The sequence below is a fragment of the Paenibacillus sp. FSL R5-0908 genome (assembly GCF_038006245.1).
In the GTDB taxonomy this organism is placed as follows: Bacteria; Bacillota; Bacilli; order Paenibacillales; family Paenibacillaceae; genus Paenibacillus_AQ; species Paenibacillus_AQ odorifer.
On the sequence record NZ_JBBOUV010000001.1, the window covers coordinates 6,846,415 to 6,872,283 of the forward strand.

Below are 25,869 nucleotides of genomic sequence, written 5' to 3' on the forward strand. Positions count from 1 at the left end.
TTATTATACGACTCAATTAATATAAATACAACACATAGTGTTAACTTTCTTTATTCCTAAATATAATTGTATTTACAAAAAAAGAGAAGCGTAGCTTCTCCTTTAGGAGAAATTACACTTCTCTTTTAAAGCCTTCACCCAGCACCTCATGCGCCTCAGTTATAATCACAAAAGCACTATTATCTACCGATTGAACAATCGCTTTTAATCTGGAAACCTCATTCTGGCCTACTACAACCATTAGCACCGTACGCTCATCACCAGTATAACCGCCATGTGCATCCAGCTTCGTCAGACCCCGATCCAGATCATTCAAAATCGCCTCAGATATTTCTTCCGTCTTGTTCGAGATTATGTAAGCCACCTTTGTATAACGGAAGCCTACCTCTATCGCATTAATCGCCTTACCTGTAACAAACAGACCGATCAGTGCATATAGTGCTTGTTCCATACCGAGTATAAAAGCAGCCAGCACAATGACCGTCCCGTCCAGCAGCACTACGGAAATCGAGAAGCTGAGACCGGATATCTTTTGAATAATCTGCGCCAAAATAGTAAGTCCACCTGTCGAGCCCCGTCCGCGGAACACAAGACCTAACCCCACCCCCACACAGATACCGCCATAAATGGAGGCTAAGAGTGGATTGGTGGTAGGTGCAGGCAAATCTTTTGTCAACAAGATAAAGAGTGGTAACACAAAGCTCCCAAGCAGCGAGCGAACTCCGTATTGTTTACCCAAGAAGATTACCCCGAGTACAAACAACGGAATATTAAGCGCCCATTGCGTAAATGCCGGTTCAGCCCCAAACCAAGCTTCAGCCAATACCGACAGACCGGATACACCACCAGAAGCAATATGATTAGGCAGAAAAAAAAGATTAAACCCCAGCGCTGTAACTAACGATCCGAGCAAAATTAACATCGTATCCACCCCATGTCGGAGTGGCCCATTCAGAGGAATCAGTGGGGGTTTATTACGTGAATTGACTTTTTGCATTTCAAAGGCTCTCCTTAAAGTGTCATCTTGCTCTACGAAAGAAGAAACGGCCATCCCATCCTAATCCTTGAATGGTATCCGTTTCTCCGAAACTCTCTTTTATTCTGCCTCAATCTTGATCTGGCTACGCAAGTAACCATCAATGAATGCATCAATATCTCCGTCCATCACAGCGCCCACATTCCCCGTTTCCACGGAAGTACGGTGATCCTTAACCATGTTATACGGATGGAATACATAGGAACGGATCTGACTGCCCCAAGCAATATCGGATTGCTCGCCGCGAATCTCATCCAAATGCTGCTGCTGCTCTTGCAGTTTGCGCTCATATAGCTTGGAACGCAGCATTTTCATCGCTTGTTCGCGGTTTTTGATCTGTGAACGTTCGTTCTGACAGGTTACCACCACACCCGTAGGTAAGTGAGTAATCCGCACCGCGGAGTCTGTGGTATTAATATGCTGTCCACCGGCGCCACTTGCACGATACGTATCGATCTTAAGATCCTCCGTACGAATCTCAACCTCTACATCATCTGTAATTTCCGGAACTACATCACAGGATACAAAAGAGGTATGCCGTCTGCCTGAAGAGTCAAACGGGGATATCCGCACCAGCCGATGTACACCCTTTTCAGCTTTCAGATATCCATATACATTGAAGCCTTTGATGAGCAGTGTAACACTCTTGATTCCCGCTTCATCACCCGGCAGATAATCCAGCACCTCAACCTTAAATCCTCGTTTCTCAGCCCAACGGGTATACATCCGCAGCAGCATCTGGCCCCAGTCTTGGGATTCCGTACCGCCCGCACCCGGATGGAGCTCAAGAATAGCATTCAGCTTGTCATACGGCTGGTTAAGTAGCAATTGCAGCTCGAATTCATCCACTTTGCTGCCTAAACTGCTGATCGTCTCCCCAATCTCTGCCGCAAGATCTTCATCGCCCTCTTCATCCGCAAGCTCCGCCATCATCGCAGCATCGTCGTATTCTTGTTGCAGCTTCTCGTATTGATCCACGGACGATTTCACGGCATTCATCTCGCCGATCACGCTCTGTGCCTGCTCTGGATTATCCCAGAAGCCTGGAGCAGCCATTTTTTCTTCAAAGTTCGAGATCATCTCTTGCTTAAGATCTAAGTCAAAGAGACCCCCTAAGGTCAGTTAGTTTCTTGCCTATTTCACGCAGATCCTGCTTTACATTTGGTTCTATCATAGGTCACTTCACCTTTCAAAATTGGTTGTTACGGTCTTCGCTATTGGAAAGTTAGTAATGAGTGAATGTTCAGCCATTCCGAGAAGGATTGGACTTCCGATCGCTGTTGTTTCCAGATTCCTTGAATTGATAACCGCATAGTGGTTGGAATCCCGAAACTAAGGTGAACACTCCGTTTCTCCAGTTCCAAACCTTCTCTTCATTCCACATTCACTCAAGTGCTAAATACCCAAAAAAAGCGGCTGGGCCGTAAACGGGGGATCCCCCCGGGCCCAGCCGCTCTTTATGGTTAGTATACCCATAGAGATCAGGGTTAAAGACTTACATCTTCAACACCTGAATATGAGCGCTACTAAACGTTTGTCTTATGCGTTTTGACCGTGGCAGTTCTTGTACTTCTTGCCGCTTCCGCAAGGGCAAAGATCATTACGACCAGCTGCCGCCTCAACATGTACCGGACGTTTCTCAGCAGGTTCGCTGTTAGTGGAAATTTTATTTTCCTCTACAACGGATTGACGCTCCTGATTTGTCTCGATGTGAGCCTTCATAATATAAGTAGCTACTTCTTCTTGAATCGTAGCCGTCATAGTATTAAACATTTCGAAACCTTCGAATTGATACTCGCGAAGTGGATCAGTACCACCGTAAGCACGTAGGTGAATCCCTTGACGCAATTGATCCATCGCATCGATATGATCCATCCACTTGCTATCTACGGAGCGCAGCACGATTACCTTCTCGAATTCACGTACCAATTCTGAACCCAGGCGTTCTTCACGAGCAGCATATTTCTCAAGTACACGTTCAAAGATGTACTCAATGATCTCTTCTGCTTCCTTGCCCCACAGAATATCGCGAGTCAAAGCACCTTCTTCAAGCAGCTTGCTGTTTACGTAATCAGCAACTTCTTGCAGCTCCCAGTTCTCAGGAATATCGTCACTGCAGTGTGCGTGAACAATACGTTCAATAACTGGCTTGATCATTTCAAGTACGATATCTTTAATATTTTCAGACTCCAGAATCTCACGGCGTTGTTTATAAATAATTTCACGCTGTTGATTCATCACGTCATCATATTGCAATACGACTTTACGAATATCAAAGTTATTACCTTCAACACGTTTCTGAGCAGATTCCACAGCACGCGTAATCATGCGGCTCTCAATCGGCTGATCTTCCTCAAACCCAAGGCGATCCATCATACTCAAAACGTTGTCAGCGCCAAAACGCTTCATCAACTCATCCCCAAGGGATAAGTAGAATTGTGTAGAACCTGGGTCCCCTTGACGACCCGCACGACCACGCAGCTGGTTATCAATCCGGCGCGATTCATGACGCTCTGTACCAATGATATGCAGACCTCCAAGATCTGTCACACCTTCGCCCAGAACGATGTCCGTACCACGACCTGCCATGTTGGTAGCAATCGTAACTGTACCTGGCTGACCTGCATGTGTAATGATTTCAGCTTCAGCAGCGTGATGCTTCGCGTTAAGCACTTGGTGTCTAACGCCTTTGCGCTTCAGCATTTCAGATACGAGCTCTGAATTCTCAATCGATACTGTACCAACAAGTACAGGTTGGTTCTTTTTGTGACGCTCTACAATTTCTGCCACAACAGCGTTGAACTTACCGTTCTCACTCTTGTAGACGACATCTGGCATATCTATGCGCTGATTTGGTTTATTCGTAGGAACTTGAAGAACTTCAAGACCATAAATCTTCTTGAACTCTTCTTCCTCAGTTTTAGCTGTACCTGTCATACCGCCCAATTTGCGATACATACGGAAATAGTTCTGGAAAGTAATCGTAGCAAGCGTCATGCTCTCATTCTGTACTTCGATTTCTTCCTTCGCTTCAATCGCTTGGTGCAAACCGTCACTATAACGACGGCCTGACATTAAACGTCCCGTAAATTCATCAACAATAACGACCTCACCCTCGTTAACAACGTAGTCTACGTCACGACGCATAATTACGTTTGCTTTCAGGGCTTGGACGATATGGTGATTCAAGGTTACATGACTGTGATCATACAAGTTCTCAATACCAAAAGCGCGTTCAGCAGTAGCTACACCTTTTTCAGTCAAGGCTACGGACTTCACTTTGATATCAACTGTGTAGTCTTCTTCAGCTTTAAGCTTTTTCACAAAACGGTCTGCTGCAAAGTACAATTCAGTAGACTTCTCAGCTTGTCCGGAAATGATAAGAGGTGTACGGGCTTCATCAATAAGAATGGAGTCCACTTCATCAATAATACAGAAATAAAGAGGGCGCTGAACCATTTGTTCTTTATAAAGCACCATGTTGTCACGCAAATAATCGAAACCAAATTCGTTGTTCGTGCCATACGTAATATCGCAGGCGTAAGCATCTTGTTTATCAGCATGGTCCATACCGCTTAGGTTAACCCCAACCGTCATGCCCAGGAAGTTATAGATTTGTGCCATTTGTGCGCTGTCGCGCTGAGCCAAATAGTCATTGACTGTTACTACATGTACGCCTTTACCAAGCAAAGCATTCAGGTAAACCGGCAATGTTCCTACTAGAGTCTTACCTTCACCAGTCTTCATCTCGGAGATTCGGCCTTCATGCAGAGCCATACCACCAATTAATTGTACATCAAAATGCCGCATGCCAAGCGTCCGTTTGGAAGCTTCACGTACGGTTGCAAACGCCTCAGGAAGAATTTCTTCCAAGGTTTCGCCTTTCTCAATACGGGCGCGGAACTCTTCCGTCTTAGCTTTTAAAGCTTCATCGGATAGTGCTACAAATTCCGGCTCCAATCCATTAATTACATCGACTGTCTTCATGAGACGTTTAACGTCACGATCGTTTGTGTCTCCGAATATTTTCTTTACAAGTCCTAGCATGGTTAACCCCTTTCATGCAACACAGATGGTGGAACCGAGCCCATCCTCACAAAATTGAAAGGGCCATTTATAAATTCGATTCCGCTGCTTCATAAATTGTAACAGTTTGTAAGAGATGCCGCAATACAAGGTGTAACAGCCACATTTTTCATATATACGCACAAGAGCCCTATTCGCTATAAGCGAATAGGGGCTCGGTTTAAATTTCCTAGGTTCTGACTAACTCTCGAGGCCCTTTATACTTAGAGCATAACTGGCATCATTGTATCTTAGCCCTGTTCAATCAGTCCATATTTACCATCATCACGTTTGTAAACTACGCTAACTTCCGAGGTGTCGATATTGGAAAACACAAAGAAATTATGTCCTACCATGTTCATTTGAAGAATCGCTTCTTCCACATCCATCGGCTTCATCGTAAAGCGTTTGTTCCTAACCACTTCTAAATCATCATAATCTTGTTCTTCTACAGCAACAGCGGCACTAGCTCCATCCACAAACAGCGTCTTGAGTCCCTCTTGACGGAACTTCCGGTTCAGCTTCGTTTTGTGTTTGCGAATTTGGCGTTCCAGCTTGTCCACAACGGCGTCTATGGAAGCATACATGTCATCGCTGCGATCTTCCGCACGAAGCGTCACGCCAGCAAGCGGAATGGTTACTTCCACCGTATGAAGGCCGCGAACTACGCCAAGCGTCACAGACCCTTCAGAGGTAGGGGGTGCTTCGAAATACTTCTCAAGTTTGCTGAGCTTCTTATCAACATACTCTCTCAAAGCGTCGGTCACGTCAATTTGTTGACCTCGAATGGTGAATTGCATGGCCACTCCTCCTTTAGTTACACCTTCATTATACCAAATTGTAAGCGCTAAGTAAAAAGCAATTCCTTACAGCCCTTACATTTAGATAACAAATGTTGTCATAGCGTTCACAAATAAAACAAGTCCGGTAAGAGCAACCAATCGCCCTACCGGACCAAAAGTAAACCTGTCGTTATTATAGTACGGATTCCACTCTTATATTCTCCGAATGAAATCACATAAGGTCAGGCTATTTGGTATGAATTTGAATGATTTCTACAGGGGACCATTGAGAACCCGATCCTGCAATAACATATACCTTATAGGCAGTATTTGCTGCTAAACCAGTTAGGGTCTGTGTACGTTTTACACCAGGAGCAAACGTAAGTGTGTCAGTCCATGGAGCAGCCAATGCAGTACCGCTACCATTTTGACCTAAAGCAATCTGCGCTGCAGTAGGTGCCTTATCATTTGCTGGTAATACTACATATCTAACTGGGGTTGTAGTGCCACCTGTCACACCATATTTAACATATACATCTGCTGTAACTGTACTAACTTGTCCCGGCTCAAAAAGCGAAATCGAGCTAGCAGTAGCTTGAGCAGTAGTCAACCGAACTGTCGTTACAGTAGACAAGTTACCAGCTGCATCCGCCAGCGTGATATATGTTGCATATTCTGTACCAGGATTCAATCCGTAAACAGAAAATGTAACCGTTGTGTTAGCTACAGTCGCAACACTACCATGGATACCACTTGCAGTCCCGTTACTAATTTGTCCTTTTTCCACCTGCAATGCAGTTGGAGCAGTTACATCAGCATTATAAGGAGCTACAACATAGTATACTGCACCAGTTACGGAAGGTGTCAGGTATACATCCGCTGTGACCGAACCAACATTACCGTAGGTTGCCCCACTTACTGTTGGCGCTGTGCTACTTCCGCCGCTACCGTTACCACCACCAGAACCTCCGCCCGTACTACCACCTGGAGCAGCAGTTGGGGTTGGTGTAGCTGTTGGTGTCGGAGTCGCCGTTGGAGTTGGTGTAGGTGTTACACCACCACCTGTGCCACTACCAGGATAATAGATAGCTGAAGTATTGATAATACCTACAGCCTCGGCACGTGTTAACGATCTCTTAGGACCAAAGGTTCCATCTGGATAACCGTTAACAATCTTCTTTTCCACTGCGGCTGCTACAGCACCTTTTGCCCATGCTGCAATTTGTGCATTGTCTTTAAATTTGTTCGAAGTTGTATTAGTGCTCAATTTAAGTAATTTTGCAGTAATTACAGCTGCCTCTTCTCTTGTAAGCGGATTATTAGGGCGGAACGTATTATCCTCGTATCCTCCGATATATCCAGCTTCCACGGCTTTAGCCACTTCACTGTAATTCCAGTTTGTGCTCTTCATGTCTTTGAAAGTTACTGTTGCTTTAGTTGTAAACCCTAACAAGCGATTTACCATAGTCACATACTCACCACGCGTAATTGCTTTGTTTGGTTTCACCGTTCCATCTGGGTAGCCTCCAAGGTAACCTCTATCTAGCCATTCCTGCAGCTGACCTTGCGCCCAGTGGCCTTGAATATCCTTAGGTACAGTTGCAGCAGATACGCTGCCGAGAGACCCCAATAACATACTAGTACCTAATATTCCGGTCATAAGACCGCGCCACATCTTCTTCATCCTGCTAATCACCCTCCTAATTGTTTTGATAGCTTAGGCTATATTGAATTTCTTCGTGAATGTAGTAACCTAGGCTAACATAGTGTGTGTCGAGGTAAGATAAACAGCTCAACGTATATCTATTACCCACCTTTTGCAGAGTTCTAACATTTTCCATAAAATGAATTTACAAAATAGGCTATTTTCTTTACTAGGATTGGCTATACTAGACACATATGAACGCACAAAAAAAGGATCTTGGAAGATTCCAAGATCCCTGCTAGCGCTGTCTAAATTGCTAACCATCTACTTATATGTAGTTCGGCTTCGCCGGATGATTATAATTTGATTACGTTAGCTGCTTGTGGTCCACGTGCACCTTCAACGATATCGAATTCTACGGATTGACCTTCATCCAATGTCTTGAAACCATCAGTTTGAATCGCGGAAAAGTGTACGAATACGTCGCCACCGTCTGCAGTCTCGATAAAACCATAACCTTTTTCTGCGTTAAACCATTTTACTTTACCTTCCATTGATTAAACATTCCCTTCGTCATCAGATGAACGTGAGTCTTGCTCACAATTCGACTATACCACCGTAACTTCTTTATTGTCAATTGGAAAAGAAAATGTTTACATTCAATAATTTACCACGTAAAATAAACTATTAAATTTTCCATAAACAAGAAATAGATTCGGTACAAAGATCAAAAAAAGGAGCAGACGGTATTTAATACCCGTCTACTCCTATAGTGAAACACTGATAAATTATTTTTTGCGATCCATAAGAAAACTGTCTGGGGTGTAGGCGGCCTCATAGGCGTTGCGTTGGGTTTTGGCCTGATTCCGCTTCTGCAGCCAGTCTTGAGCTTCGAAGCGAAGAGCGTTCATTCTCTCTAAGATCACATTATCATGTTCCAAAATTCGATTAATTTCTTGCTTTTGTGCAGGCGTTGCTCGACAAATTTTGGCTTCTTCTGCAATTGAATCGACAAGTTTCTGGCGCTCGTCCACAAAAGCCTCCAACTCCTCATAGATGGTCTCTTGAAGACGCTCTTCGATCTCCCGGGTGAGTTGATCCAAACTCCGGATTAATTCATCCATGAGCACTATCAGCCTGTCCCTGACCCACAGCGATCTTCGATGCTTGTAACCAAGTTTCCCGAAGCTCAGTTAAGTAGCCAATAGCCTCTTCTGCTTTTTCTGGGCTTTTGCGAATATTGGCTTCAATTAAAAGATGATTAGTATATTCATAAAGTGAGAATAAATTCTTAGAAACTTCATAAGAATGATCTAATGTAGACATTAGTTCACTCATAATTGTCTGGGCCTTCCCAAAATTAAGATTTGTTTTCTCAAAGTCGTTTTTTGTAAGTCCATCAATTGCTGTTCTCACAAAACGGATCGCTCCGTCGTACAGCATGATCACCAACTGCGCAGGGGTTGAGGTTTGGACTGAAGACTTGCGGTATGTCTCATATGGAGATCTAATCAAAAAAACTCACCCTCTTTATAATAATTGTATTAACTGGATAACAGACTGGAAGATTGTGTCGTTAGCTTATTCATAGCTGTCTCCATCGCTGAAAACTGTTTATAATAACGTGTCTCAGCATTTGTTAATATTGTCAGCATATTGTTTATTCGAGTATTGTAATCTTTGAGCTTTTTACCCATAACACTCTCTTCTTTAAATGTACTAGTGACGTCAGCAGTATACTTGTTAGTACCTGCACGTATAGAGATACTTTCCAATGGTTTAGCCAATGTATCTCCCAATTTATCAAAAAGCCCCTCATTTGGTTCACTAGCAGAACCTTGGAATACATCTATTACACTTTGAGGATTATTACTAATCGCTAATTTGAGTTTCGCTTCATTAATTATTAATTTTCCGCCCTCAGAATAATTCCCCGTTGTAATGCCCAACTCACTTAGTTTACCCATTTTTTCAGAGATAACCATACGCATGGACGATATGGTTGATCTTAAGATGTCATCATTTTTAAGAAGCCCGCTTTGAGCCTTCTGAGTCCAAGTTAGAATTTCACTTTCTTTCATTTCCTTCTTTTGCTCATCAGTAAGAGGAGTAAAATCACTATACTTAGCTTCATTCACTTTCTTGTTAAACAATTCAAGTAGACTGTTATAGTCTTCGATAAAACTTTTTATATTTTTGATAGCATTATCTGGATCAGATTGATTACTGATCTTGGTTGTTCCGTTCCCACCAGTTTCAGCAAGCAATGTAAGTTGTACTCCATTTATAGTGAACGTATTACTCTTTTGTTTTATGTCGCTAGAACCATTTATGCTGATAACAGCATCTACTCCAGGTTTTGTGTCCGACAAACTTCCATCTGAATTGGTATATTGCTTAATACCATTAAAAACATTACTTAGTATGGTGTTATCTGCTCCTAATACTATTTTACCATCCATACTTGTCGGATCATTACTCGGAGCACCACTTGTCTTAGATCGAATAATCAATTTCCCTGTGATCTCATCAAAACTTGCGATAACACCGGCTTTACTGTCAGCATTAATTGTTGATACTAAAGTAGAAATAGACGTAGCTCCAGTAAATAAAGATTTCGTTGCATCATTCACGCTACTGAAGCTGACGCCGTTAATATTTAGAGTATAATCTTTTTCCTTTTCTGCATCAGTAAGATCGTTAAAAGCTTTACCTGTTACAAGTTCTGCCAGTGTTGTTTTCCCAGTTTTATTTAGCCCTACTCCATTTGTCTCTAACGTAGTACTGGTTGCTAACTGCTTTACTGTGACATCCATATCTATTCCGTTAGCGGTGGATGTCGACTCGGCTTTGACTGCACTGGTATTACCAGTAACAACAGCTTTATTTGAGTTTAATGCAGATGATAAATTATATTTATCTGATAACTTATTAATTCGAAAGTCATATAGTTTACTACTGATTTCACGGTAGCTATCTCTGGTCCAATTCAAAATTTCTTTTTGTTGGTATAGTTTGTCCAGTGGGACACGCTTGACGGCCATCATACTCTTGACCATACTATCTATGTCCATCCCTGAAAACCCATTAATTCTTGTAACCAAATTAGTACCCCCTACATTATATTTTTTCGTCTACAAGAATACCTGCAATTTCCATCATTTTAGCTACTAAATCCAGAGTCTTCTCTGGTGGTACTTCACGAATAAGTTCTCCGGTTTCCTTATTAAGCACTTTTACAATAATATCATGCGTTTTCTCGTGGATGCTGATTGCTAGTGCGGTTTGGGGACCCTGTAGAGATTTCACTGCTCGCTCAATCGTACGAATAAGCTGTTCCTCAGCAACGGTTATATTCTCACCTTGCTTTTCTTTCAGACTGATATCTTTAGCATCGCGAATAGTAACCGTATTACTTTGAACCTTCTCCGGTAAAGCTCCAGATGTTACCTCATGTCTGCTTTGTCCGAAAGACATAGAACTGGCAGATAAAGAAAACTGTACATTCATATACCCCGACCTCCAACAGCGCTCATATTATACTCTATATATCGGTTGATTTCTGGGATACTTTAGGACTTATCCTTGAGAATAAAGAAATATAAGTTTCTCTCGATTATGCTTCAAATGCTTATAGCCTCCGAGACCCTAGTCTGAATATTAGTTTCATTGTTAAGGTTATTAGTTTTTTACGCGAGCTTATTTTTCAAACTAAACGAGCAAAACAAAACAAGCCTCTCCGTAGAGAAGCCTTAAAAGGTGATTAGATATATATTATTCTTAAACATAATGCTCTCAAAAAAAACAATATACCTAATCCTTGTTCATCTTCCACTCACACAACAAGAAGTCTTCTTCGGTATCAATATCATAAGATCTGCTATTAGGCATAATAAATGCTGAAGTTTCTTCTGTTATAAATGACTTTGCTCTAAACAACCATTCTATCTCTGCAACATAAACTGCACCATTCAAAATATAAACAGGTGGTAAATCTTGCCGCCTAATCCCGATTTCTTTTTTTGTAATAATAGGTTTCATTAATCCACTATCTTGCAAAGTATACATCCAATAGGGTAATATTTCTGTCTCTGACATACTGACGCATGCAGGTACCCCTGAAACTATTAGTTGTTCAATACAAGCATCAATATCCTCAGTTAAGCGCAACGGTGATGTCGGTTGTAGTAGAACTACAATATCATAGCCAGGCAACTCTCCCAATGCATGAAATACCGGATCCAATCCTAAGGATTCATCCTCTGCAAGATGCTTCGGGCGAACAAAAGGGATCTCTGCTCCATATTCCTTTGCTACTTCGATTATTTCGGAGTCTTCTGATGATACAATTAACCTATCTATATATTTAGATTTTCGCCCAGCCTCTATCGTCCATGCAATCAAAGGTTTCCCTGCTAATTCACGAATATTTTTTCTTGGAAGCCCTTTTGAGCCACCGCGTGCGGGGATAATGGCTAGTATTTTTTTATTTTTTATCATACTAAGCCTCCATAAAATTCATAGTTAGCCTTTTCATAATCATCCAATCGTCCTATATCAAGCCAATACTCTCTCAAGGGAAAAGCTGACGCGTCTATTTGTTCATTCATCAATTTCTTAAAAAGATCTGGCATATCATAAAATTCATTTTGGGGAATCTCACTTAAAACCTCAGGACTTAACACATAAATACCTGCATTAACAAAACTTTTATGAATCGGTTTTTCTTCAATCGATAACAAGCGGTGATTCTCCATCTCTAAAACACCATATGGTATCTGATACTCATACTCCCTTACACACATTGTCGCAACAGAATTGGTTTCACTATGAAAATTGAGTAGTTGCTCATAGTTAACTTTAGTCAAAAGATCTCCATTCATCACAAAAAAAGGATGGTCGGGCTTCTCCACTATAAGTGACAATGCACCTGCTGTACCGAGCCTCTTTGTTTCTTCTATATATGATATATTCACATCGAGATGAGATCCATCTTGAAAATAATCTTTAATTATTTCCTTCTTATAATTTACCGACAAAATGAAATTAGTAAATCCAAAACCTTTAAAACTTTCAATAATTGTTTCTAAAATAGGTTTGTCTCCAACTTTCAACATAGGTTTCGGCACATGATCCGTCAAAGGACGAAGTCTCGTCCCAAGACCGCCAGCCATTAATATAACGGTATTTTCTTTTTGCGACGTTTCTACAATATTATCCACAAAAATAACATCAAGAATCTGCTTTTCTTGATTTACAATCGGCAGCTGCTTTAATTTCAGCTTTTTCATTACTTCTTTATAATAAAACTGCTTCTTTCCAGCGTTTTCGTATATAGGAGTTTCATTCATGACTTTTTGAATTGAAGTATCTAAAGATAAACCCTTTAAGAGTCCTCGGCGAATGTCGCCATCTGTAACGGTCCCAAGTAAACACCTGTTTTCATCTACGACTATTGCGAATTGTAATGCAGAATCATCAATTAATTTCATAGTTTGCAAAATCGTTACTTGAGGGCTTATCAAAATTTTTCTCCACTTTGTCATTATTCTACACTTCCTTAGCGGGAGTTCCGTATGCCTTGCTTCTATCCCTTATCGTCTGCAAAACTAGCGATCCTGCTCCAATTATTACTTGACTTCCAATCTGAACGTTTTGAATAATTGTCGATCCTGCTCCAATATGTGTTAAATCACCGACTATCACGTTTCCAGAAAGTGTAACTCCGGGCGCAATGTGAGAACTACTTCCAACTGAGCAGTCGTGGTTGATACTTGAAGATGTGTTTATAATAGTATTATCGGCAACACTTGCAAAAGATTCAATAACAGCACTCGCCATAATTTGCACACCCTCTCCTAATTTTGAGTAAGGAGAAATAATTGCATTTCGATGAATGACTGAGGAAAATGTATAACCCTTTGTTTTAAATTGCTGAAATATATCCGCTCTAATATAAGGTACTCCAATAGAACCTAAACAAAGTACAAGTTCAATATCAGAAATATTGTATGAGTCAATGACTTTATCTGTGCCAAGATATGAAAGTCCAAAACGATTCTCTTGTTTTTCCGGTGCTGTGAAACCCATAATTGACCGTTTTTGCTGTAACAGAATATCAGTTATAACAGCTGCGTGGCCACCGTTTCCAATAAGGATGACAGGCTTACTCATCAATTAGCTCATCTTCACTATAGCTTTTCGATGCCTTTTTACCGATTAGTGACCAATATTGCGAAGGAGCCATCCCACTTCCCGGTCTTTTGACAGTTAAATTTTCTTTAGTAATAGTATCTCCAATCATAATTGACTTCGCAGCTACTAAGCTTTTACGAGCAGCGATTTGATTTGTCTGCTCTTTAATAGTTGGCTTTTTATTTCCATCTCCTAATGAGAGTTCAATAATGCGGATTGCCTTCACCATCTCTTGTAATTCATCTGGCTCTAAGGATGCGAGGTGGTCTGGACCGGGCAACAGCCTACTTGTTGTAAAATGTTTTTCAATAACCTGAGCACCACGGGCAACCGCAGCTACAGGCACGTATATCCCCTCTGAATGATCAGATAACCCCACGTCTAATTGGGTCTCCCTTGTTAAATGATCAATCGCCTGCAAATTAATATCTCCGTATGGAGTTGGATATTCAGTTGTACAGTGCAATACCGTTACATAATCCTTCAACCACTTCTTTGCCTCAGAGGAGGGGTAAAACTTTTGCACAGCTTCTATTTTCACTTCATATGTTGGATACGCCAGACCGTAGGCAATGAAGGACAAAGATTCATGTATATCTTCAATAGTTGCCATACCTGTTGATAAAATTATTGGTTTACGTTTTGTAGCAATATAATGAACGAACGGTGTGTTTGTTAATTCACCAGACGAAATTTTCACAGTACGAATCGCGAGTTCATCTACTAAAAAATCGATACTTTCACGATCAAAGGGTGTAGATAGAAATTCAATTTTTTTCTCATCGCAATAAGCCTTAATTCGAAAAAACTCTTCATACGAAAGTTCTAGATTCTTTAACATTGCAAATTGTGAGGTCTCTTCTCCAATGTTCTCCACTTGATACTCTGCCTGTTTTGCATTTTTGGTGACAAGATTTTCTGTCTTATAGGTTTGAAATTTTACCGCATCTACTCCAGCTTGCACTGCTGCGTCAACTAGTCTAAAAGCAAGATCAAGAGAACCATTATGATTTACACCAGCTTCGGCGATTATATATACTTGATTATTCATAAGTCATAAAACTCCTTCTGAATCAAATAGGAAGGTATATCTTTAAGAATTTCCACTATTTTGCGAGAAGCATTTCCATCACCAAAGAGCTGTTCATACGGCCCAGCATATTGCAGAGCTTGTTCAATGCCATTTTTAATAGATTCTTCATCTAACTCAACATCAAAAACCGATGACGGTCTTTGTCTCCCCGCCTGCCTATTACCACAATTTACAGTAGGCGTTTGTAGATAGGGGACTTCAATAAGCCCACTGGATGAATTACCAATAACAGATTCAGCATGTTTAACTGCACTCAAGTACCGCAATTGCCCAAGCGAATCAAACAAGAAGGCAGTCTCATTTTGTTTAGTATACTTTTCGATCTCTTCGTTAATATAACGTCCACCATTATCGGCATTCGCTTTTGTAAAGAGCAAGTTCACATTTGTATATTCACTTAAAGCCCTTAATAACGGATGAATTCCATCCCTATCTCCATGTGTTTCAGGATGATATGTAATAAGCAAAAGTGACCTGTTTTTATCAAGACTTAACTGATTGTATAGCTCATCTTTTGATAAAAGTGGCACTTTCAAAATATTTTCAATTCCTAACGCCCCCACATTCCACACTCGATCTGGTGATTCACCAAGTTGAATTACTCGTTGTTTATGTACTTCGGTACTAGTGAAATGCCACGTGGCCAACTTCGTAATAGAGTGACGAATAGAGTCATCAAATGCGCCAAAGGTTAACTCTCCACCATGTAAATGTGCAATCGGGATACCGATGATTAGTGCAGCCTGTGACACAGCCAACATTTCAAATCGATCTCCTAAGATAACAATTAAATCAGGATTTAATTGATCAAGCGCATCGGCAAATCCTATTGTTGCAATTCCAATTGATTTAACTACACCTACAGAGGTATCTGATGACAAGAGTATCTCTACTTTTTTATCAATTGTAAATCCATCTTCCTCAATTTGCTTATAAGTTAGGCCAAATTCAGGAGATAAATGCATCCCAGTAACAACTAATTGTAGTTCCAATTCAGCATCAGAATGGATTTCTTTCATCAACCAATACAACAACCCATATTCAGATCGTGTTCCAGTGACAACACAAATTTTACGTTTATTCATAGTTGATTACCCCTTTCAAAGAGGAGTCGATGGAATGTTAATAACCCTTTTATTCAGCTCATTTGTCACTGTCAAATCACCTTTTGGGCAATGCATATAAGGAGTTAACTCATTCATTGGCGTCCAAATTGGCCTTGCCATTGCTCCATCCTTATTCAATAAATCTAGCACCTCATCACGACTGTGTTGCTCCGAATCAAGGATAATGGTTTGAAGCCAGTAATTACTCGTTCCAAAAGCAGGTTCTACAAATAAATCTACTCCATCTATTTCCTCAAATAACTTTTTATAATTTCGAGTTAACTCTCTTTTTTTTGCAAGAAATACATCCATCTTTTCAATTTGAGCACATCCTAGAGCTGCATTAATATTGGGCATTCGGTAATTATACCCTATCTCATCATGACGGTATTCCCAACGATGCGGTATTTTGGCAGTTGTAGTAATATGTTTTGCATAATCTGCAAGTTGTTCGTCATTCGTTAATATCGCCCCACCACCACCAGTGGTCATGATTTTGTTACCATTAAAACTGAGCGCGCCTACAAGGCCAAATCCCCCAGTGTGCTTTCCCTTATAATAAGAACCCAGTGATTCCGCTGCATCTTCGACAAGAACAAGATTATACCGTTTACAAACATCAATTAACGGATCAATATCTACAGGATGACCAAATGTATGCATGGGAACTATAGCCCGTATTACACGGCCCGTCATTTTATTAATGAGCTGGTTATTGTGTATCTCACCTATCTCTCGAATATATTCTTCAAGTTTTTTGGGATCAATGCCTAATGTTTCTTCAGAAACATCAATAAAATGAGGAACTGCCTGTAAGTATGAAACCGCGTTTGCTGTCGCTATAAATGTAAGCGCCGGCATAAAAACCTCATCATTCGCCTGCACACCAGCAATTTTTAACGCAATATGCAAAGCAGCAGTACCATTAACAACAGCAACAGCTCGCTTCACACCTGTATATTCTACAAGCCTCTTCTCAAACTCATCGACATATTTACCAACAGATGAGACCCACCCTGTTCGAATACAGTCCGTTGCATACTCAACTTCTTTGTCACTGAAGGTAGGCTCATGTAAGGGAATAAAGTCTTTATTACCATAAATTTCTTTTATGCCCTGAATTATTTCCTGCCACTGCTTTTTCATATGTTATATGCATCTGCCTTATATTTTGATAAATTCGCGTGATCTGTAAACCAATCAACTGTCTCTTTTAATCCACGTTTAAATCCTTCTATTCCACCGTATGATGGTTCCCAGCCGAGCAATTCTTTCGCTTTTTGATTGTCAGCCCACAATCGTTCCACCTCACTTTTTTCAGGACGAAAGCGAACTTCATCTGTTTCAATTTCAAGTTTTTTGTCCATTACATCAGCAATAGTCTTAACTGTGTCTCCTATTGAAATTTCATAATTACTACCTATATTAATCACTTCACCAAGTGCTTTTTCACTATTCATAATTGAAATAAACCCACTGACAGTATCTTTAACATAATTAAAATCTCTCGTCGGACTTAAAGCACCCAGTTTGATCTTCTCCTTACCCGATGCAATCTGTGTGATAATCGTCGGAATAACAGCACGTGCAGATTGACGTGGCCCATACGTATTAAACGGTCTGATAATTGCTACTGGCGTTTCAAACGAACGATAAAAAGATAACGCCATTTGATCTGCACCAATTTTCGATGCAGAATACGGTGATTGTCCCTGTAAAGGATGTTCTTCATTAATAGGTACATATTGAGCAGTTCCATACACTTCACTAGTTGACGTATGAATTACTTTAGATACGCCAAGCTCGCGTGCTGCTTGAAGTATATTTAATGTTCCTTTTATATTTGTATCTACATACGTATCTGGAGAATGGTAGGAATAAGGAATTGCAATTAACGAGGCCAGATGCAAAACCATATCGCACCCCTTCATGGCTTCTTTTACTCCATGTGGATCACGAATATCACCTGAAAATACATCTAACTCTCTCTTAACCTCACCTGATAACGAGTCAAGCCATCCCCACGAGTTGAATGAGTTATAATAGACGAAAGCTCGTACATCATATCCCTGGCGTATAAGTTCTTCTACTAAATGTGAGCCGATGAATCCGTCCGCTCCTGTTATTAATACCTTATTCTTCATTTACATTCACCCTTTAGAATAAAACTTTTGAATCTCATCATCGTTTAATAATAGTTCTAAATATTTCTTTAGTTTTATAAATAACACGTGAATACTATCTCTCATTTCTTTTCTTTGATCATTTGTAGTCTGTGTCTCATTATAATTGTATTCAAAATGATTACTTATTCTTTGAACATCGTCTATCAGCTGATTTAATAAAGAACCTTCAACGAGCGGCTCTTTTCTTAACTTCTTCACGCTTTTCAACAACGTTCTTATATCGGAAATATTAACTATATTTTCACGTATTTTTTTCATTTTTCTTTCTTCTACTTTTACCACATCAAGAATTTGATATAGATTTTTTATTACATCAATTGCTTTTTCTTTCCCAATGACTTTCGTTATGTTTTCATTAACATTAAAAGAAACATTTTTTTCAAACCTCTGGTAATTAATTTTTTCAGAAGGGATATATGGAACGTGGTTAATCTTTGCACCTTTTGCCGAAACATTATAAATTTTGATATGATCCTTTATAAGATTCGTTAATTGATTGAATGAATCTATCTGTGCGTATAGTGTTTCAGAAGTTAAAACCTTTCGCCCATCATTACTATCTACCCATAACTCCTCTTCTATCCTAACTCCTTCATGTATTGTTATACCTTCGGCATAGTATTTCTTATCAATAAATGATAAATCCTGCCCAATTAAATACACTTCTTCAAATCCAAGTTGATGTGTTAGGTTTAAGGTAGAGATAGCGACCGAAGCAACAGATATAAATCGAGTCATTTCAGGAAATAAACTTCCCGTAATACCATCCATCTCACTTAACATTTTCAGAGCAGGACCCTGATGGTTTTCCACAATTAAATGATGTGTCATAGTATCAAATATTGCAATACCTTTATACTCTAGTCCTTTGAAGTGAGCTTCATAATTTGTTAAACTAGCGTCAATAGAAACAACAAAATCAGGATGAATATCATATTTCATCAACGCCCTTAAAGCAGATCCTACACAAAAAACATACATATGATCTTTTGCTTTTTTGATAAAATCTATATTATCCGTTAAAGAAGGGCCAGAAGCGACTAATATAGCTCCTTTTCCTCGAAACTCGCGCAACAACTTATCTATAGGATCCATTTCATAGGTGTATACTAAGTTTAGTATAGGCTCTATGATCCAATTTTTTTTAAAAAAATTCACTGTATTATTATTGATTACATACAAGCTCAGGCTTTTTTCTATTAGTTTTAGAGTATCATTTATAAGTACCGAATCAGTTTGGTCATACTTAGGATGAATAATTATTTGCGAAGAAAGTCCTCTAAATTGTTCTAAAATAGAAGTTATCATTATTGGCAGTAAATCTTTCAAATAATAAAATTCAATATTTTTACTTTTTTTTATTTCATTTAATGTGACATTGTACAATTCAACTTCTTGAAAGGGCTCAATTATAATTACCTTCGGAATATCTTGATAGACTGAATGAAGCGTTTTAACAATCTCACCATTTCCAATGCCTATTACAAATGTAATTTTATTTTTCTCTGATATTTCTTTTTTTAAAAGTTTAGCTATTTCTCTCTTAGGAGAGATTTTAGAATTTAATGGAATATTTACACAATCTGATTTATATATATATATCTGACTTCCATCATCGGCTGTTCCATTTATTATTTCATACATGCTCAATGAATGATTCCCTTTCTGGTTTCTAATTCCTCTATAAAATCCTCAATCCATTCTGAGTAGATTAGTTCGATAATCTCAACAACAGATGAGTAATCATTTTCCACTATTTTTTCTTCTGCTTGTCTCACAGTTAATTCTATACTCGTCTTATTAATCTTATTGAGATTAAAATAACTGTCCACATTCGATAACTCTAATAATGTGGAAGACAACTCAGAAAACGCTGACAATATATCTTCATTGCTTTTCAAATTCAAGTTCTCAATTGTTAATAAAAGTTCTTTTGAAAACTGGTAGACGTTTAAAAGTACTTCTTTTTCATGATCTATAATCAACTTTGTTTCAAAAATTAGATTGTTATTTTCCTTCAAAAGATCCTTTATATCCAATTCATCGAGAGGTTCTCCCGCATTATTCACAATGATTGATGAAATTTGATTTAGATATAAAACCAAATCTTGATAAGTTTCTTGGAGGTTTTCCTTCTGGTTGAACTTTTCTCCATTAATATAATAGATCATTTTTCATTCTCCTCATTAGCAAACAAGGTAGATAGCGGTTACGCCATCTACCTCATTATAATCTTAACTCAAACTATTATCTAAGAAGTTGAAGAACCCCTTGAGGTTGTTGGTTGGCTTGAGCCAACATTGCTTGTGCTGCTTGAGCTAAGATAGAGTTCTTAGTTTGGTTCATCATTTCTTTAGCCATATCAACGTCACGAATACGGGATTCAGCAGCCGATAAGTTTTCAGAAGATGTACCCAAGTTGTTAATTGTGTGTTCCAAGCGGTTTTGAATTGCACCCAAAGATGAGCGTTGTGCTGATACACGTGAAATTGCCTTAGCAATTGCAGTAATTGCTTTATTCGCTGAAGTTTGTTTAGACAAGCTCAAACCACTAATTCCGAGAGCTTTAGATCCCATAGTTGAGATTTTTACTGACAAGGTTTGTCCAGCGTTCGCACCGATATGAATTTGTTTACCTGTAAACTTACCGTCAAGCAAGTTTTGAGTATTGAATTCTGTAGTAGTAGAAATGCGATCAATTTCAGCTGTAAGAGCTGTAACTTCTTTTTGAAGCTCCGTACGATCGGCATCAGTATTCGTATCATTCGAAGATTGTACTGCTAACTCACGCATACGTTGCAGGATGGAGTGAGTTTCATTCAATGCACCCTCAGCTGTTTGAATCAACGAGATACCATCTTGAGCGTTACGAGTAGCTTGATCCAAGCCACGAATTTGTCCACGCATTTTTTCGGAGATTGCTAGACCAGCTGCATCATCACCTGCACGGTTAATACGAAGACCTGAAGACAATTTTTCAATGTTTTTGCTAGTTGCAGCAGTGTTTACACCCAACTGACGGTGTGTGTTCATTGCAGCGATATTGTGGTTGATAATCATTTGATATTTCCTCCCTGAAATTAAGTTAGTTCCACATCCATGTGGTAAACGCTAAACCTTTAAGGTCGGCCGCCCTGCAGGTTCAGCGTCTACTACATATATCGACGGCGTACGCCCAACAGTTTAGAGTATTTCGATGTTTTTTTAAAATTTTTCTCAAAAAACATAATCAAACCAAATAAAAAAACCTAAGTCTGCATTTTAGCAGCTCTAGGTTTCAGTTTCTACGATTAAAAACATGTCTGTTAATCGTTCTTTTTTTCTCCATGAAATCGATGGATCAAGGCATTCAAATCAGTCTGTAAAGGAGCAACAGACTCACGATTAGCCTCTTGAATAGAAAGGTATACTTCTTTACGCAGAATATCGACATGCTTAGGCGCCGAGATGCCTACCTTGACTGTATCACCTTCCACACTTAGGATCGTCAACTCTATCTGGTCCTGAATAACGATGGATTCGCCTTTTTTGCGAGTAAGTACAAGCATATCACACACCATCCTTTCCATCGATAACCGACTGTTCCTGCAGAAGGCTATGCTTCGTATGATAAGGAGCTGTATGCAGAACGATCTGTTTCCCGGAATGCTTCACTGGATTCAATACAATGGGTGCAAGGAGATTAATCGTAGAATGATCAACTTGTTCCTTCAGAGTAATAATACAACGAACGACAATCTGTTTGTCGATCCCTAGCTCGTCCGCTTCATCATCTGGAAGATCAAACTCATAAGATGGATAAAATACAAATGGATCACTTAGCAAAAAGGACAGTCCCTTTTCCTTCATAGACTGTAAGTACCAAAAAGGTGTCTCTTCCACAGCAATTAAAGCGAAGTCTGTTTCTTCCTCAAAACCGGGTAATCCTTTAGGGAAATGATATAACTGTTCCTCATCTACATCGATCTCGCCCCAAGATATTGTTTCTATAATCAAAGTTGTTCACTCCTCAAAATAACTAGCATTATAAAAATACTACTACCAAACTATTTATAGCACAAAAGCTATAGAGGCGCTTCCCAGCACATCTATAGCTTTAAAGACCTACAATTGAACGTTAACTTCAGGTAAAAAAAACTTTATGGTTGCATATTGCTGCATATATATATTTAACTTACCTCGGGTATATTCAATCTCAGGATTACGTTTTTCCACCTGTACGTCAACATGGGCGGCCCGAAAATTAATTTGAGGAGCTCTAGTCTCAAAGTGAATATCGACATTATCATATGATGCTGGCCCACGAGTCTCAGGAAATGAATTAGGTTCCGTATCTGTGCCATACACTTCTGCAATCGTATTACCTGGTTTAAAAAACTCTGCCATCCGATTACCCTGCTCAACCTTTTTGGCGATACCCTGAAGATAAAGCTGCTGGATGCCAGAATAGATACGTTTGTTCATATCAAACATATTGCCACCATTATAGGCTGCCCATGCACGAGATTGATCTATGGTAAGCTCAGGCCGAGTGGATTTAACCGTTAGTTGTCCCGGTGTCGTTGTTACATTGACTTCAGCATTAGGCTGAGAAATCGAATAGGTGCCCGGATCAGCATCAATCCCAATCACAGCAGGCGTCTGACGGATTTGCAATATCGGCTGAAGCAATGAAAACCACCTCCGTTATCTGATAAAGTCCACGAGAGTTGTAGATATAATCTTTGCACCAACAGATAATGAGGCGTTATATATATTTTCTTGAATCTTAGACTGCATAATCAAACCTTCGTAATCAGCATCTTCCGTCTTGGCCTGCAAATCAGTAAGATTGATATTTAAATCGCTCAAACGCTCCTGCATTAGTTCTACCCTATTGGTCTTAGCTCCTATTTCTGAACGGACCGTTAATAGGTTATCCATGCGCGTATCAATATTTGCAAGTTGATTAGAAACTGCAGTAATATCACCCGATTGTAAGGCACCAGAAATATTATTAATAATGGTAAATAAATTATCCGCTTCACCAGTTCTGCCAAACACGTCATTGCCACTAGTACTAATAGGCATACGTACACCCTCACCTACAATAAACTGAATCTGCCCAGTATCTGTAGTAATCGGCTTAGTTACATCATAGGTACCATCTGCACCTTTAGCAAAATCATAAGGTTTGGTATTGTATTGTTCACCATTAAAGATATATTTACCATTTAGTGTGCTGTTAGCAATATCCACAAGCTGTTCTTTCAATTGCAACACTTCTGAATTGATACTATCAAGCGCGGACTGCGGATTAGTTCCTGTCCCTGCTTGTACTGTCAATTCACGAATTTTTTGAACAACATCTCCAGCTTGACCTAGAACTGTATCATTATAATCTAGCCACGAAAGAGCGCTATCTACATTCTTAGTATATTGTTCGTTAGAGGAAAGCTCTGCACGGTAGCGCAGGGAATACGTGATTCCTACCGGATCATCGGAAGGCTTATTGATCTTGCGTCCGCTGGAAAGCTGTAACTGTGTATCGTTCATCGTACGTGCATTGCGATTTAGGTTAAGCAGAAGCTGTGAATTCATCATGTTAGAGGTTACTCTCAACATACGCTATATCTCCTTTTATCTGCCGACTGTGCCGGTGGAATTAATCAATTTGTCGAGCAGTTCATCAAAAGTAGTCATAAAACGCGCTGCGGCACTATAAGCATGCTGGAACACTAGCATATTCGACATTTCTTCATCCAGGGATACACCGCTGACTGATTGACGACGGGAGTTAACTTGCTCTACGAGATAATCTGAGTTATCCGTCTGACGTGCAGCCTCTTGGGATTGAATACCCAACTGACCAACCATAGAGCTAAAAAGCCCACCAACAGTGTTGCTCACACTACCGTCTGGCTTAGTAAATTTACTATCCTTCAGGTTCGTCAATAGAAGTGCCAAGGTGTTATTTCCTTTAACGACTTGCGTATTTCCATTCGCATCAACAGTTGTACGTAATGAAGTTGCAAATAGGTTTACGTCAGCTGCAATTTCGGGATTAAGTTTGATCGTTCCAGCCTCACCTGATGTTACAAAGAAATCGCGTCCGACGCTTCCATCCATCGCGTAACCTAACTTGTGAAGTCCGTTTAACCCTTTGACAATGGTCTTGGCGTCCTCATACATTGTTGCGCCCTTAGGCATGGCCTGACCAGCGGTCAAAGTAACTACGGTACCGTCAGCTTGTGTAATCTTGGCATCGCTAGTCAACACTGTGCCCTCAGGAAGATTGGAGCCAGCTGGCACTGTAATTTCAACGTCACCTGTAGCAATAGTGCTCGCCAAATCATTGAGCTGTTTCTTGTAATCGGCAACATAGGTATTATTGGAAAAAATCATCCCGTAAGCCTCGCCGCCCTTTAAAGTTCCGGAGGCATAAGCATTATTGAGAAACGCGCCATCTACGGTTGCAGTAACTTCTCCACCCTCTACGAGAGGTTGTCCACCCAGAGAAATGTTATAACCTGCCTCCGTCTCTACAACAGTAATATTAGCAATTTTGGAGAGCTTGTCCGCCATCAGGTCGCGTTGATCACGTAGATCGTTCGCATGATCTCCCATACCCTCAATCTTATAAATGGATTTATTTAGATCTGCAATTGCGGTCAGGTAACCCTGAGCTTCTTTTGCCTTAACATCTATATTAGTGGTTAGATCCCGCTCCAGATTATTCAGTTGTGTGCTCATATAGTTCATAGCATCTGTCAAAGATTGTGCAGTTTGCACTACAATCTTACGTGCCGTTGGATCTTCAGGGTTCTTACTCAGATCCGACCATGATTTCCAAAAGTTATCCAGAACTGTACGAATGCCTGTATCCGATGGTTCATTAACGATAGCTTCCAGCTTAGAAAGCGTATCTGCTTGAAGACTCCAGTTGCCGAAAGCAGAGTTCTCGCCACGGTACTGATCATCCAGAAACATTTCTCGAATCCGATCGATAGATGAGAATTCCACCCCTGTACCCATTTGACCTGGAACGGTAGATTTTAACAATCCGTACGCTTCAATAGGTAAAGAGGCTTGCATATTAACACGTTGACGAGTATAACCTTCGGTATTCGCATTAGCGATATTGTGTCCAGTTGTATTAAGAGCTGCGGTCTGAGTAAAAAGGCTGCGTCTCGCCGTCTCTATCGAGTGAAATGTGGATGTCATGCTTCTTACTCCTCCTTATGTTCTGCTCTGGCAGAACACTTCATCAGTACAATTCTAACCTCGTGCATCAAAAATCCCCGACCGATTTACGTTGTTGCCTTTGTCGGACGGACGATGATAAGTGATATCCTGATTTGGTCTTCCGACCAACAGATCCAAAGAATAATCTATAAATGTAAGCGACTGCTCTATCAGCTTCTGATTTAGGTCATTGGCTTCTTTCAGGCGATGCAAAGTACCCGAAAGCTTCTGCTGAATATGCAGCAGTCGTGCCTTGTCTTCAGGGTCAAAGATAAGCCTGGACAGCTCCGTTAGATTCAGGTTTAGGTTGGAACGAATACCCACGCCTTGTAAAACGGTATATGCGGCTAATATTCGCTCTTCCTCGAGCTGCCCAATTACCTTCATTAGCTTGGACTCACGGTTAAGGATGTCGATTAACGCATCCACCTTGTTATCCATAATCGTCTGTTTCTTCTCAGCGGCCAGATCCAGCATTTGAACATGCACTCCATCTAGCCGCTCCAATAGTTCTATTAATGTCGTCAATGCCATGGA

The 25,869-nt window shown here is 40.1% G+C and carries 26 protein-coding genes; all 26 read right to left on the minus strand.

Annotation, left to right across the window (positions count from 1 at the left end; genetic code table 11):
* Positions 1–112: 112 nt before the first annotated feature.
* Positions 113–997 carry a YitT family protein gene (locus MKZ09_RS31130; protein ID WP_076205644.1) on the minus strand — a complete coding sequence of 295 codons (885 nt, stop codon included), beginning with the start codon at positions 995–997 and terminating at the stop codon, positions 113–115.
* 99 nt (positions 998–1,096) lie between these two features.
* A protein-coding gene (gene prfB, locus MKZ09_RS31135; RefSeq protein ID WP_111505793.1) for a peptide chain release factor 2 occupies positions 1,097–2,210 on the minus strand; the annotation gives its coding sequence in 2 pieces (ribosomal slippage) (positions 1,097–2,137 and positions 2,139–2,210; 1,113 coding nt in all).
* A 365-nt stretch (positions 2,211–2,575) separates the two neighbouring features.
* Positions 2,576–5,083: a preprotein translocase subunit SecA gene (gene secA / locus MKZ09_RS31140; RefSeq protein ID WP_036678509.1), complete on the minus strand. Its 2,508-nt coding sequence runs from the start codon at positions 5,081–5,083 to the stop codon at positions 2,576–2,578.
* A gap of 269 nt (positions 5,084–5,352) precedes the next feature.
* Positions 5,353–5,901, minus strand: coding sequence for a ribosome hibernation-promoting factor, HPF/YfiA family (gene hpf, locus MKZ09_RS31145; RefSeq protein ID WP_036678506.1), 549 nt, complete (start codon positions 5,899–5,901; stop codon positions 5,353–5,355).
* A gap of 229 nt (positions 5,902–6,130) precedes the next feature.
* Positions 6,131–7,567, minus strand: a complete 1,437-nt coding sequence (locus MKZ09_RS31150; protein WP_076205641.1) for an S-layer homology domain-containing protein — start codon at positions 7,565–7,567, stop codon at positions 6,131–6,133.
* Between the two features lie 317 nt (positions 7,568–7,884).
* Positions 7,885–8,082: a cold shock domain-containing protein gene (locus MKZ09_RS31155; RefSeq protein WP_019915069.1), complete on the minus strand. Its 198-nt coding sequence runs from the start codon at positions 8,080–8,082 to the stop codon at positions 7,885–7,887.
* Between the two features lie 234 nt (positions 8,083–8,316).
* Positions 8,317–8,652, minus strand: coding sequence for a flagellar protein FliT (locus MKZ09_RS31160; protein WP_076205638.1), 336 nt, complete (start codon positions 8,650–8,652; stop codon positions 8,317–8,319).
* Entirely contained in the window at positions 8,645–9,043 is a 399-nt protein-coding gene (gene fliS / locus MKZ09_RS31165) for a flagellar export chaperone FliS (protein WP_076205635.1), read from the minus strand. The genes MKZ09_RS31160 and fliS overlap by 8 nt, the downstream gene beginning before the upstream one ends.
* 29 nt (positions 9,044–9,072) lie before the next feature.
* Complete coding sequence (gene fliD, locus MKZ09_RS31170) at positions 9,073–10,632, minus strand: flagellar filament capping protein FliD (RefSeq protein ID WP_081394289.1); 1,560 nt, start codon at positions 10,630–10,632, stop codon at positions 9,073–9,075.
* Positions 10,633–10,648: 16 nt separating this feature from the next.
* Positions 10,649–11,038: a flagellar protein FlaG gene (locus MKZ09_RS31175; protein WP_076205632.1), complete on the minus strand. Its 390-nt coding sequence runs from the start codon at positions 11,036–11,038 to the stop codon at positions 10,649–10,651.
* Between the two features lie 303 nt (positions 11,039–11,341).
* Positions 11,342–12,028 (minus strand): acylneuraminate cytidylyltransferase family protein, encoded by a 687-nt coding sequence (locus MKZ09_RS31180; RefSeq protein WP_076205629.1) that lies wholly within the window; start codon positions 12,026–12,028, stop codon positions 11,342–11,344.
* Positions 12,025–13,074, minus strand: coding sequence for a nucleotidyltransferase family protein (locus tag MKZ09_RS31185; protein ID WP_076205626.1), 1,050 nt, complete (start codon positions 13,072–13,074; stop codon positions 12,025–12,027). The genes MKZ09_RS31180 and MKZ09_RS31185 overlap by 4 nt, the downstream gene beginning before the upstream one ends.
* 4 nt (positions 13,075–13,078) lie before the next feature.
* Positions 13,079–13,702, minus strand: coding sequence for an acetyltransferase (locus MKZ09_RS31190; RefSeq protein ID WP_076182097.1), 624 nt, complete (start codon positions 13,700–13,702; stop codon positions 13,079–13,081).
* Entirely contained in the window at positions 13,695–14,774 is a 1,080-nt protein-coding gene (gene neuB, locus MKZ09_RS31195) for an N-acetylneuraminate synthase (RefSeq protein WP_076205623.1), read from the minus strand. The genes MKZ09_RS31190 and neuB overlap by 8 nt, the downstream gene beginning before the upstream one ends.
* Positions 14,771–15,901: a UDP-N-acetylglucosamine 2-epimerase gene (gene neuC / locus MKZ09_RS31200; RefSeq protein ID WP_076205620.1), complete on the minus strand. Its 1,131-nt coding sequence runs from the start codon at positions 15,899–15,901 to the stop codon at positions 14,771–14,773. The genes neuB and neuC overlap by 4 nt, the downstream gene beginning before the upstream one ends.
* Before the next feature lie 15 nt (positions 15,902–15,916).
* Positions 15,917–17,068: a LegC family aminotransferase gene (locus tag MKZ09_RS31205; protein WP_076205617.1), complete on the minus strand. Its 1,152-nt coding sequence runs from the start codon at positions 17,066–17,068 to the stop codon at positions 15,917–15,919.
* On the minus strand, positions 17,065–18,066 hold the full coding sequence (locus tag MKZ09_RS31210) for an NAD-dependent 4,6-dehydratase LegB (RefSeq protein WP_076205613.1): 1,002 nt from the start codon (positions 18,064–18,066) through the stop codon (positions 17,065–17,067). Before MKZ09_RS31210 ends, MKZ09_RS31205 begins: the two co-directional genes overlap by 4 nt.
* Before the next feature lie 6 nt (positions 18,067–18,072).
* Positions 18,073–19,752 carry a motility associated factor glycosyltransferase family protein gene (locus tag MKZ09_RS31215; protein ID WP_179089574.1) on the minus strand — a complete coding sequence of 560 codons (1,680 nt, stop codon included), beginning with the start codon at positions 19,750–19,752 and terminating at the stop codon, positions 18,073–18,075.
* 2 nt (positions 19,753–19,754) lie between these two features.
* Positions 19,755–20,279 carry a hypothetical protein gene (locus MKZ09_RS31220; RefSeq protein ID WP_076205604.1) on the minus strand — a complete coding sequence of 175 codons (525 nt, stop codon included), beginning with the start codon at positions 20,277–20,279 and terminating at the stop codon, positions 19,755–19,757.
* A 76-nt stretch (positions 20,280–20,355) separates the two neighbouring features.
* The gene (gene hag / locus MKZ09_RS31225) at positions 20,356–21,168 is read right to left on the minus strand and encodes a flagellin Hag (RefSeq protein ID WP_076123896.1); all 813 of its coding nucleotides are present in this window, start codon (positions 21,166–21,168) and stop codon (positions 20,356–20,358) included.
* A 245-nt stretch (positions 21,169–21,413) separates the two neighbouring features.
* Positions 21,414–21,656, minus strand: a complete 243-nt coding sequence (csrA, locus tag MKZ09_RS31230; RefSeq protein ID WP_076205599.1) for a carbon storage regulator CsrA — start codon at positions 21,654–21,656, stop codon at positions 21,414–21,416.
* A gap of 1 nt (position 21,657) precedes the next feature.
* The gene (locus tag MKZ09_RS31235) at positions 21,658–22,104 is read right to left on the minus strand and encodes a flagellar assembly protein FliW (protein ID WP_076205595.1); all 447 of its coding nucleotides are present in this window, start codon (positions 22,102–22,104) and stop codon (positions 21,658–21,660) included.
* A 108-nt stretch (positions 22,105–22,212) separates the two neighbouring features.
* Positions 22,213–22,779: a DUF6470 family protein gene (locus MKZ09_RS31240; protein WP_076205591.1), complete on the minus strand. Its 567-nt coding sequence runs from the start codon at positions 22,777–22,779 to the stop codon at positions 22,213–22,215.
* 15 nt (positions 22,780–22,794) lie between these two features.
* On the minus strand, positions 22,795–23,712 hold the full coding sequence (flgL, locus tag MKZ09_RS31245; RefSeq protein WP_076205587.1) for a flagellar hook-associated protein FlgL: 918 nt from the start codon (positions 23,710–23,712) through the stop codon (positions 22,795–22,797).
* 15 nt (positions 23,713–23,727) lie between these two features.
* Positions 23,728–25,311, minus strand: coding sequence for a flagellar hook-associated protein FlgK (flgK, locus tag MKZ09_RS31250; protein WP_076205584.1), 1,584 nt, complete (start codon positions 25,309–25,311; stop codon positions 23,728–23,730).
* Between the two features lie 54 nt (positions 25,312–25,365).
* Positions 25,366–25,866, minus strand: a complete 501-nt coding sequence (locus MKZ09_RS31255) for a flagellar protein FlgN (protein WP_036678457.1) — start codon at positions 25,864–25,866, stop codon at positions 25,366–25,368.
* Between the last annotated feature and the right edge of the window lie 3 nt (positions 25,867–25,869).